Origin of the sequence: Bacillus sp. JJ722 (assembly GCF_036963345.1) — a bacterium.
Lineage (GTDB): Bacteria > Bacillota > Bacilli > Bacillales > DSM-1321 > Bacillus_AD.
In genome coordinates this window covers 16,299-27,463 of sequence record NZ_JBALMO010000187.1, presented here as the reverse complement: position 1 = coordinate 27,463, position 11,165 = coordinate 16,299, and the positions used below count along the sequence as shown (strand labels likewise).

Genomic DNA, 11,165 nt, shown 5'->3' with positions numbered 1-11,165 from the left:
TTGATTCACTTTACAATTTTCTAAATAAATACTAGCCAATATAACCAGATTGATTTTCGTTAAATTTGATATTTCACTGTAGTAAATATTTTTTAAAAAACAGGAAACCATATACCTAACTAAGAAAGGAGATTAAATATGGAAAAGAAAAAATACTTACTACCACTATTATCAACTATCTTATCAGTTGGATTCTTATTTGGATGTAATACTAATAATGATGAACAAGAACCAGATCCAACTGAAGAACCTTCCGAACAGCGAGAAGAAGAAAGTCAATAAATAGGTGAATAAGCCCCTCGAAAGGAAGGGCTTATTCTTCGTGTATTTGCATTGTAACATTAACTATATTAAGTAACCTTTTACTATCTTTTATACTATCCCTTTTAAACGAGATTGGCTTTCTATTCAATTCAATTTTTGGTAAAAATATCATTTAAATAGTAAACTCTTTTTAAGAAACCTTAAATAACAGGAGTGTTTACTATTGGGAATGTTTATAATTGCAATATTATTTTCTTCAATTTTCGGCACATTTTCTTATATGTTATTGAAGTATCCGGAAGACGTTTTCAAAATGAGTTCCTTTTCAAAATTTTTTTCTGAGAACTCAATTTTTAAAAAGTTCCTAAAGTTTATGGGCTGGTGGTTTTTATTACTTGTAATTGGAGTATGGATTATTGCTATAATTTCCTTGTTTGAATGAGATCAGAGGCGTACACGTTTGAACGGTATTTGATGGATTTCTTGTTGATTGTTAAAAACTTATAAAAAGAAATCGATAAAGCGTTGTAAATTTTCAATCAAGATCCAAATAAAACAAAAAAGAAAGTAAGATAAAATCTCGCTTTACCATTTAGAATTCTTTAGGTAAAATCGTAAAAGGGTCTCTAAATGGTTGGCAAACTACTACCAGTTTATATACTTATAACTTTAAAAGTACAACTAATATTAGCACCGCTGGTTTAACACCTGGACATTATAATTAATCAGTATTTAAATATAAATAACTAAATTTAATATAAAAGGAGAAATATTTTGGATCAACACATTGTTATACAAAATATTCCTTCCGAATCCCAATGGGAAAAAGTATTTCATATAGTTTTCAATTATTGTGATAGCTATAAAATAATATACCCAAATGGAGACTTTTCAAATGATAATCCTCTAATGACTGGAAGATTAGATTTTGAGAAGCTAGAAGGGTTAACTATAGAAATATTTGACGGAATGGAAGATAGTATCGCTCTAGCTGGTAAACTAACAAAAGAAGCTAGACAACTCTTTAAATTATTTTTATCCCCTTCATTTGAAGGAGATAAACCAGATTTATGGTGGTTTAAACTATACAAAAAAGATGTATTAATTATGACTGTTGAAGATTTTACAGTTTGTCTAATAGAAAAAGCGACATCTCTATTGACTGATAACGGCGTAGATATAACTAAACTAGATAACTAAGAGAATTTGATGAAAGATTAGTTAGCTTACTAACCTTTCATCTTTTATAATTTGTCCATCTTTTACATAGTATGTTGCCTTTTCTTCCAAGCTAATTAATGCTGTTCCTTTACACACTTAAGGCTACATGTTTTTCCCCCATAAGCATTTACTTATAACATTCGATTAAGTCCACGATTATTTACTTCCAGATATCAATTAGTATAATATTCTTTTCCTTTAATTTAGATAACTTTTCAAATATAGGATAAAACATTAGCTTATGATAGATTGATAACTGTTCCATGACACTTCACCTTCTGGGTATCTTCTATCAAGCTCCAAAATAGCTTCATATCTATATTCAGTATATCTAGCTATATATTGCAACTCAGATAGACTTGCCTTTTAAAGATATATATTTCTCCTTAAATTCACATGACCAAAATTTCCGATTAAATTTTGGTCTATCTTCAAATACAACTCCCCTTTTCAAAACAATGGCCAAAATACAAAAAACTCAATACCAATGGTCTTGAGGCATAACTCATATAATTCATTCCCCAATCACTTAGAATTGTTCTTTGTATCTCAATCCACATAGGAGCACCTTTTCATTTTAAATTGCTTTTTTATCATGCTAAAAAACAGAGCAAATTTAGTTAATTCTTCAATAATATTATTACTTTATTTACGATAATGATTTTTTCAAGAAATATTTGTGTTTTTATCTCGTTATTAGTAAGAAAAAGTCACAAAATGTTCACAAACGTTTGGTTCGTTATTTGTTATTCTAGAATACGTGATTATTTTTAGGAGGTTCATCATGTCAGAAACAAAAAATGTTAAAATCGTAACTGCAGATCCATCTGCAATAGGCTTATTCGGTCTAGCTATGGTTACGTTAGTAGCTTCTACTCAAAAGTTAGGACTAACAGATAATATTGCATTTGTATTACCTTGGTCTATTTTCTTAGGAGCTATAGCTCAACTTTATGCAAGTATTCAAGATTCAAAACATAATAATGTATTTGGTGCTACAGCATTTGGAGCATACGGATTATTTTGGTTAGGTGTTTCCATGAGTTGGTTAATCGACTTAGGAGTATTTGGTGAAAAATTAGCTTCCACAGTTGATTCAAGACAATTAGGTGTTGCATTTATTGGCTATTTAATTTTCACTTTAATAATGACAATTGGTGCTATGGAAACAAATAAAGTTCTATTTTTTATCTTTGTTCTTATTGATTTCTTGTTTATCGGTTTATCACTTAGTACATTAGGAATTATGTCACATGAAATGCATATGCTTGCAGCTGTATCAGAACTATTAATTGCTCTATTATCTTTTTATGGAGTTGCAGCAAACGTATTAAACCAACATTTTGGATACACATTTGTTCCAGTTGGGAAACCATTTGGCATATTCAAAAAATAGTATGACATTATTTTTTACAAAGATGAGATAGATAAAGTAGTGAAACAATTTTTATAAATCACTACAATAATAGTAAACGGCAAAATTTATTTGCCGTTTTTTCTTTGACTAAAACATTGATTTAATAATTTTTCATAGCATATAGACTCATGTTTAAAGCCCCTACTTACATTGTTGTTGGGGCTTTTTTGAGTTTATTTACCTATACTTAATCCACGATCAGAGCAACAAATATTACACCGAGTGCGTCATCAAGTGGTAATTCACCTTTGCCTAACTTTTCACGATATTCAGGACTTAAAGCTTTATCACCGTGAACTTTCTTTTCTTCTAATCGTTTCATTACTCGAATTGTAGATTCTAACCTATCATCATTACTGGCTTGTGCATACGAACACACTCCTTATCCTTGTCTTTATTTGAAGCAACTATTGAAGAAACAAGCATACTCTTAAACTCAGCCCAGCTAGCACCGCCACCATCACGCATTATTTTCGGACAATTTTTACCGGACCAATAATTATTCTGTAAAACATTTGCTAATGGGATATTTTCATCTTTCATGATTTTTTTAACGAGCATTGCTGCACTTTTAACTGCTTTCTTGTAGTCATCATCACTATTTACACATGAATATGAGTACGTCTATTGGATTTTTCACAAGACGCTAATTGAAACTGGAATGCGCAAAGGTGAATCTGCCGCATTTTTACCATGAGTAATAGACACTGAGCAGTAATTGCTTGATATCTATTTTTGTTTAGTGTGAAACTAAGATAAGGAAATAAAATTGACTTATCTTATCGGATTGAGAAGTATGGATGATTTCGAAAAAACATCCTTACTTCTACAATCTTTAATAAATAATTATGAAAACTAAGCAACCGATTAAGGTTGTTTTTTTATCGCTTAAAGTTCTGTGTTGAACTAAACAGTAAATTCATTGTTACGCTGTTTTATCTTTAAAGCAGTATATTAGTTAGTTTCGTGGTTTTTTGTAATAAAAAGAGACACCGATACATATTACATACTAATGCAAATAAGCAGATTTATAATAGGAGGAATGTAAATGTCTAAGCAGTTTCAGTTAACGCGTCAAATGTTTTTGAATTTTGTACAAGATCTAAATGAAGAAGTGTGTCAAGTTCAACCACCTGGATTCAACAATAATATTCATTGGCATATTGGACATGCACTTGTAACAGCTGAGAGCTTTATGTTTGGTTATCCAAAGCAATCAACTAATATTCCAATGGAGTATTTCTCTTTCTTTAATATGGGTACAAGTCCTGCTGGTTGGGAAGGAGAAGCACCTTCTATTCTGGAGTTAATCATATGTCTGAAGGAACAGGTTGAGCGTATTAATACCATTCCTGAAGACTTTTTTGAACAAAAACTGCCATTTAAATTCCCTCTAGAAGGTATTGAAACGTTCTCAGATTTATATGCTTTAATGATAGTTCATGAAGCAGGACATCTGGGGGAAATGAAGGCGATGAAGAAAGCCGCACAAGCTTAATAAAATTTAAAGAAGTCCTCATCTTAGTGAGGGCTTCTTTTGTTTGTTTTCTCTAATAAAAAGTTGAAAATATATGTACTTTAATAGTGGTTTTACTACATTGTTACTGATTAGTTTTTCCAATTAAACAATTTAAAAAGAGTTCTAAAAACTACACAAAAATTCCGCGATTTCGAAGCTTTGTAAGAGCACCCAAAAGGGGGAGACGACGTCCTACTAATGTTGGTATTGATTCAGATACAAGAATTAGTATGTGGGTAATTATTTGTTTTCTTGTGTCGGCTTTTACTCATTCTGAGCTATTTTTTATTTTATTATATTTAGTATTTATGCTTTATACTATACTCACCAAGGACATTAAACCCATTAGACATGTATCTTCCACAATTTTTGTTATGGGAATGGTTTTCTTTATAGCAATGACGTTCGTTGTATTGGTCGATATACTGGGAGGAGCTACTATGTTACAAAATCCAATTACATGGCAAGCATACAAGTACATTTTAGGAGTCCCATTATTGAGTTGGATAATTGTAAAATTATTAGAAGCATGGATTAATAATTTAACTAAGTAAAGGTTGAAGAAATACCTTATTCAATTAACGGAGTATTATTTTAATTAATAGCAATAAAGATCATAAGACATTGACTGTCATTTGTGGTCTTTTTTGCATTACAGAATCTAGATAAGTAACATTGGAATGTGTCATAATTATATAGACATCTTTATTAGAACTTGATTAGCAACAAACGTAAAGATTGTTGTTTTTCTATTAAAATATGTTTATAGTTGTTTAAAAATGGAATTTCCAAATATTATGGGTGGGCAGAAGAAATGTATTGGGAGACTCTTCCTAACTGGTTTTGGGCTATATATTACTTATTTTTATTAACAACATTAGGAACTGCAATATTTAGTGTTGTAAAAAAGAAACATCAGAGATTGTCAATTTTAGCCATTGTATTCACTATTTCAATTCCGATAGTTAGCCTGATAAATAGCATTGGCAGAGCAGAAGGAATGAATGAATTTGAACACTTAGTTAGTCAATTGCAACAAGGCGCTATTTGGTCTATTTTTACAATTATAGGTTATTTGTTTTTATTAGTATGTTGGGTATTATTTCTGTTCAAAAGCAAGACAAAAACCAAGTTATAGTTTCGAATTAAAGCATTGCAAAGGCCTCTATTTTGAGGTCTTTTGTTATGCATTACTCAACATCTCAAACGTATTATAATTAGATTTTTGACACGCTGAAATAAGCATTTGCTTACCATTTTTACTATTGAATGAAATATTAATCACCTTTTTTTCGAAAAAGATACTTGGCAATATATGCTTTCAATTGATAAAAGGATCGCAACAAAGTAACACCAAAATTAATAATTGAAATTGCTAATACAGTTGATTAAATACCTCCAGAAAGTATTTTTTGTATTAGTTTACTTTTGAAAGATTACACTTAAACTCCCTCAGTTTAATATGATTTTCTCCCGAATACTCGCTTATTCACAGGATTTTATGTACCTTGATATTTTATAACGGTAGAAGATAGAGGGCAGTTCCAATAAAAACTTTCGTGGAGGCATAGTGAAATAGAGGAGTATATCCACACTCCACATTTTACCATATAATGTACATACTCCACGCTACCCCTGGAGGCTTTCCCTCCCATGTCTCAACGGGTCATTTGCCCTTTCATTCCTTCGTTATGCCTATCCAAGGGGTGGAGGCCAGTTTTGCTATCGGAATGGGTCACAGCCCTTATGTTTAAGTAATCTGGTACTCCGTACATATTTAAAATCCTGCAAATAAGCCAACATTCGATTTGTATACACTAAATGTCCTTGTTGAGAACAAGTGATATTCTAAAAAAACATCCGTACTATGCGACCATAGGTGTTGGTGTTGGTGTTTGGAGTTTTTCGGAATTATAGGATTCATTTTTTCGAGCCATTCCTACAAAAATTCTAGCCAGCTTACCAATCAATTTCATAATTGATTCCTTTAATGGTAAGCAACCTTTTTGCATAAGGAATTTTATTTAATACATCGATTACTTGCTTTTCAACTCTTTCAAGTTGTATGACTGCTAAATCATATTCTTCAAGTAATTGTTCCAAATGAAATGTATAAGCATCTAGTGCTTGTCTTGAACCGATGGAGTTCTTGGCTACCCGGAGGAGTAATTGAGCCTTTTTTAATCCAGGTTGTCTCTTCATCAAAGATTTCCATCCCATAATAATTTCATGGGTCTCTTTGGTGGCCAACTCCATAGGAGTTGGAAAAAGACGTAGGGTTGCGATTGCTCCTTTTGCAGTAATGTCTTTAAAGACTTGACGGAGTTCTGGAAAGACAATATCTACCCACCGATTTAACTGGTTTTTAGAGCTAACAAGTCGCTTAACCACTACATCACGGTTAGACATTAGGACCCTTAGTTTTTCAAATGATTCTGATGTGTATCTAACCTTGGAGTAGTAGCCGTTCTTTACCATATCAGCAATAACTAATGCATCTTTTTTATCACTTTTTGACTGAGTATTATCACGATTTTCTTTATTCCTCTTTACTAAATGTGGGTTCACCGTTACAACCTCCATATTTTGTTTAAGAAGCCACTTTGAAAGATTGATCCAGTAGTGTCCAGTTGGTTCCATCCCAACAATTGCTTCACATAGGTTGTTTAATTTTTGAAGATTTTTAATCCATTTTAGTAAGCTAGTAAATCCTTCTTCATCATTCTTGAATGTATGTGGGTCTCCTACTACAATACCACGGAAATTTACGGCTCTTGCGACGTGAAATTGTTGAGCAATATCTACTCCAACAACAAGGTGTTTAACTGAAATTCTTTCTATTAGTTGATTTTGTTTGTTCTGCATTTTAAACTTCATAGTAGGGTTCCTCCTAGAGTTTTGAGTTAGAGTGGTGTCTATACTCATATCTTACTGAGGAGCCCTATTTTTTTCAAAGTCGAAAAATAGCGATCTACAGGAATGCTATCGAGCGCTTAAGTTCAAGAAGAAATGTACTCTTTTTAAATTAGGAAAATAGCCACTAAGTAGTAAAACCTACCTTGTGGCTAAACTTATCATCAAAAAAAGAGGAAGCATACATTTAAACAATATTTCCCTTCCGTTCTTCCTTCATTTGTTTGGAATACGGCAATTGAATCGACATAATCAATGGTCTCCGAAAGTGTATTTCCAGGAGGAACCATAAATTCGATTGGACTGTTATTTCGATTTATGAGAACTCGAATTGAACCAATGCTTAATGTACTGTTGTATACAGTAATACTTACAATTGTTTTCCCCTTAATTCTTTCTTTCCAAATTTGTAAATCAGGAACGTGATCGTTCAACAATAAATTCCCAGATAAGTTATGACATACAAGTTCAGCCGTTTTCTTCGCTTCTTGAGGTACATCTACTTTTTCGTTGATCTCTTGCTCAATATTACATTTATAGGCTCTGTGATTGCAATTTCCACATTGTTTCTGATAGCAAGTACATTTTTTATGAATGCAACATCCACATCGCTTTTTACGACATATGCACATTATATTCACCCCTCTCTCGTGGGTTATCTCATATCATGATATGAATCTATTAAGTATCGGATTGGACATGTTTGAAGATAATATTAACCTATTTTTCTATTTTTCGACGCTTATCTTGTAACAAAATCGTTCCTTCATTCATTAAATACTAGAGATAGTAAGACAAGCTATCAAATCTAATAAAAAAGGGGAATGTGTAATGTGCGGAACTGCAAATGATGCTAACAATGCTTGTTGTCCTTCATCCCAAATTTTTCAAGAGAGGATTTGTGGTAATTTTCAAGGTCCTTTAACAGGTGATGCTGCTATAGTATGGCAAGCTCCTGCAACTAATAATGACTATATTCAAGGAACGTTTGAGATCTTCGTTGAAAACGGAGATGTAGCGGCTACTGTTGCTTCACCATTAGGTGCTGTAACCTTTCCAGCTGTAACAGCTGGAAATTCATTAACTCGCTCTGTTAACTCTCCCACTTCCTTTACTTTAACTGGTGTAGTTGCTGGGGAAAACGGAAGATTTTGTATCACGTTATACAAACGTAAATCCCTCTAATTTAATTATTATTTTAAGCTTCCTGAAGTCATACGTAGAGGTCAAAAGAGTGTAAGCCGCATCACTGCTGGAAGCAACTGTGAGAAAGAAAAGAACCTTTCTAGTAAGAAACATTCTTTTTTCTTCCTTTTTGACTGAAACAAAGGGGGCTGTCTAATAAGTCCCGAAAATAAAACAGGTGAAGAAAAACAAATTGTTTTTCTTCACCTGTTTTTACATTCTTTTCATTTTTCACTTAAAATAGCTGATGAATCCCAGTTATTTGCGTGACGAATATCTTTTTGATAACTCCTTTTTTGTTCAGCTGCCCTCAAAGGTCAAAAATAATGACTTTTGGGACAGCCTTTTCTTTTTTTAAAAAAATGTATTCAGATAAAAAGGTAACTTTAATTTTGTCATCTTTGCTAAAAATATCTTCAATAAGCTCTAATGCAGATACATTTAACTTATCGATTTCAAATCGTATTCGATCCTTATTCTCTACTTTTTAAAAAAGTGTCGGACAATTTGTGCCAAAAACTATATTAAAGTTATCTAATTCAATCAAATTACCAATCTCCTATTCTATTTAATTCAGCATCGTATGTGCCAGAACAAGTCTTTTTACTTACTAATTTTTCAGGGTTACTAGCACCTTTCCATGCACCACCACCTTTCGCGTCCGATACCCTATCTATACGATGAGGAACCGTCACAAACATGCCTCTCGTCATGACCCCACTAAGATTGAAGGCTGTAATAGATGTTACTTTGAAATAAGGTTTGATCAAAAATACCTCACAGACCAGTGTTTTACGACAAATAAAAAAATCCATTTTGAAAAAAGATGAACAGCTCCCTGTCAAGTAGACAGTGGAAATAAAAAAAATTACTTTAAGCGGCTTGAACCCTGTATTCCAATGGGCTTAAGCCGTTTAATCTTTCTTGGTAACGTTCGTTATTGTAAAACTGGATATAATCAACTATTGCTTGTTGTAACACTTCAAATGTTTCATACTTATGTAGGTAATATTTTTCACACTTCAACGTTCCCCAAAACGATTCCATTGGTCCATTATCTATACATTTTCCTACACGTGACATGCTATGAATCATTTTTGCTTTTTCTATTTTTCTCTTAAACCCATGTGACGTATATTGATACCCTCGATCACTATGAATCAATGGATGCTCATTCTCTTTTAATATAGTGATAGCTTGATCCAATGTTCGAAATACCAATTTATTATTGTTTGAATGTCCCAATACATAACTAATAATGGAGCCATCGTAAAGATCTAAAATGGCGCTTAAATACGTTTTCCTTCCGTTTCCTAATTTGAACTCCGTGACATCTGTTACCCATTTTTCATTGGGCTTGCTTGCAGTAAATTCACGATTGAGTCGATTTTCAGCGACATATTGCGCAGATGAGGGAACATAGCGCTTTCTTTTCCGACGAATCACGGACTGTAATCCAACGATTTGCATTAAGCAATAAATACGTTTGTGATTAAACCTTTTATGATATACCCTATTAATATTTAATTTCATTCTTCGATAACCATAAATGCCTCCTACTCGTGCATAAATAGCTTGAATATCCTGAAGAATTGCTTCATTCTCTAATTCTCTAGCTGTTGGCACACGTTGTAGCCATTTATAATAAGCAGCACGAGATACACCGGCAATTTCACATAAAAGGATTACTGGCAGATTTTCATTCGCATGTAAATCTTGAATTGCTCTATATTTATTTTGTAGACGAACGCTTGTTAACGACGCCTCCTTTCGATTTCCTCTAACTTTTTTAAAAAAGCATTTTCTGCACGTAATCGTTCATTTTCTCGCTCTAAACGTTTCATTTTTAGCTTAAACTTTTCTGCATCTGTTAATTCATATTCCTCTTTCTTTCGACCGCGTTTATCTTGTAGTGCTTCTTCACCATGCGCTTCAAACTTCTTGACCCATTGATATACCTGTTGATAAGAAACTTCATAGCTTTCGGCTGCGAGCTGATAGTTTTTCTGATGTTGTAGACAGTAATTTACAATTTGAATTCTTTCTTCTAATGTTGTTTTTCTTCTATTTGTCATAGAGTTTGTCAATCCTTTACCGGTATCATTTAATTCTCTATGACTATTATACTTTTTAATCCATTTTCTCAAAACCGCAGTACTGGATNNGGATAACCTTGCTTAACGAATAGTCTCCTGATAGATAATCATTAACGGCTGCTAACTTTAACTCTTTTGAATAACGCTTCCAAGAAAGTGCTTCTTCTAGGCCGTCTTCACCATTATCTTCATACCTTCTCTTCCAATCTCTAATCGTCCCAGGATCAATCAAAAATTTAGCAGTAATGTCAGCTATTGATTGATGACCATCTTTATAAAGAGCTAAAATAGCCAATTTTTCAGCTTTAGAATATTTTATTCGAGCCATAAAAAATACTCCCCTTAGATAAACAGATTTTTATTTTTTATCTGTCTACCTAATGGGGAGCATATCAAGATTGATAAAAACGGATTCTTTTTTAGCAGATTTAAGTTTTATAAAAAAGATTGTTCATTTTCTACCTATGCTCTACCACAATCACGCCCGATCGGAAGATCATTGCCAATATTACTTTACAGTAGTTCTATTTCACAATACCCCGTAACTCAA

9 protein-coding genes and 3 pseudogenes are annotated in these 11,165 nt (G+C 32.6%); 6 read left to right on the top strand and 6 right to left on the bottom strand.

All coding sequences use genetic code 11. The features are described from left to right. Positions 1 to 138 precede the first annotated feature (138 nt). The 3 genes from V7014_RS20180 (at position 139) to V7014_RS20170 (ending at position 2,881) form a co-directional block, all read left to right on the top strand. Positions 139 to 282, top strand: a complete 144-nt coding sequence (locus V7014_RS20180) for a hypothetical protein (protein WP_335509685.1) — start codon at positions 139 to 141, stop codon at positions 280 to 282. Between the two features lie 756 nt (positions 283 to 1,038). Continuing rightward, positions 1,039 to 1,464 (top strand): hypothetical protein, encoded by a 426-nt coding sequence (locus V7014_RS20175; protein WP_335509684.1) that lies wholly within the window; start codon positions 1,039 to 1,041, stop codon positions 1,462 to 1,464. Positions 1,465 to 2,269: 805 nt separating this feature from the next. Continuing rightward, the gene (locus tag V7014_RS20170) at positions 2,270 to 2,881 is read left to right on the top strand and encodes an acetate uptake transporter (protein WP_335509682.1); all 612 of its coding nucleotides are present in this window, start codon (positions 2,270 to 2,272) and stop codon (positions 2,879 to 2,881) included. A gap of 208 nt (positions 2,882 to 3,089) precedes the next feature. Here V7014_RS20170 and V7014_RS20165 read toward each other — a convergent pair whose 3' ends face one another. Together V7014_RS20165 and V7014_RS20160 are read right to left on the bottom strand one after the other, a co-directional pair. Continuing rightward, complete coding sequence (locus tag V7014_RS20165; RefSeq protein ID WP_335509680.1) at positions 3,090 to 3,224, bottom strand: hypothetical protein; 135 nt, start codon at positions 3,222 to 3,224, stop codon at positions 3,090 to 3,092. Between the two features lie 17 nt (positions 3,225 to 3,241). Then, complete coding sequence (locus tag V7014_RS20160) at positions 3,242 to 3,463, bottom strand: hypothetical protein (protein WP_335509677.1); 222 nt, start codon at positions 3,461 to 3,463, stop codon at positions 3,242 to 3,244. Positions 3,464 to 3,950: 487 nt separating this feature from the next. On the opposite strand from V7014_RS20160, the gene V7014_RS20155 reads away from it, so the two are divergent. Together V7014_RS20155 and V7014_RS20150 are read left to right on the top strand one after the other, a co-directional pair. Next, a complete protein-coding gene (locus V7014_RS20155; protein WP_335509675.1) occupies positions 3,951 to 4,400 on the top strand; it encodes a DinB family protein in 450 nt (149 codons plus the stop codon). 835 nt (positions 4,401 to 5,235) lie between these two features. Further along, entirely contained in the window at positions 5,236 to 5,559 is a 324-nt protein-coding gene (locus tag V7014_RS20150) for a hypothetical protein (protein WP_438824948.1), read from the top strand. 839 nt (positions 5,560 to 6,398) lie between these two features. Here the strand turns inward: V7014_RS20150 and V7014_RS20145 are convergent. Both V7014_RS20145 and V7014_RS20140 read right to left on the bottom strand, forming a co-directional pair. Then, positions 6,399 to 7,298: pseudogene (locus V7014_RS20145) on the bottom strand (IS110 family transposase); the annotation flags it as partial. 200 nt (positions 7,299 to 7,498) lie between these two features. Continuing rightward, a complete protein-coding gene (locus V7014_RS20140; protein ID WP_335509673.1) occupies positions 7,499 to 7,966 on the bottom strand; it encodes an S-Ena type endospore appendage in 468 nt (155 codons plus the stop codon). Positions 7,967 to 8,165: 199 nt separating this feature from the next. On the opposite strand from V7014_RS20140, the gene V7014_RS20135 reads away from it, so the two are divergent. Further along, positions 8,166 to 8,519, top strand: coding sequence for an S-Ena type endospore appendage (locus V7014_RS20135; RefSeq protein ID WP_335509671.1), 354 nt, complete (start codon positions 8,166 to 8,168; stop codon positions 8,517 to 8,519). A 548-nt stretch (positions 8,520 to 9,067) separates the two neighbouring features. Here V7014_RS20135 and V7014_RS20130 read toward each other — a convergent pair. Both V7014_RS20130 and V7014_RS20125 read right to left on the bottom strand, forming a co-directional pair. After that, positions 9,068 to 9,205: pseudogene (locus V7014_RS20130) on the bottom strand (toxin C-terminal domain-containing protein); the annotation flags it as partial. Between the two features lie 187 nt (positions 9,206 to 9,392). Next, positions 9,393 to 10,943: pseudogene (locus V7014_RS20125) on the bottom strand (IS3 family transposase). Positions 10,944 to 11,165 lie beyond the last annotated feature (222 nt).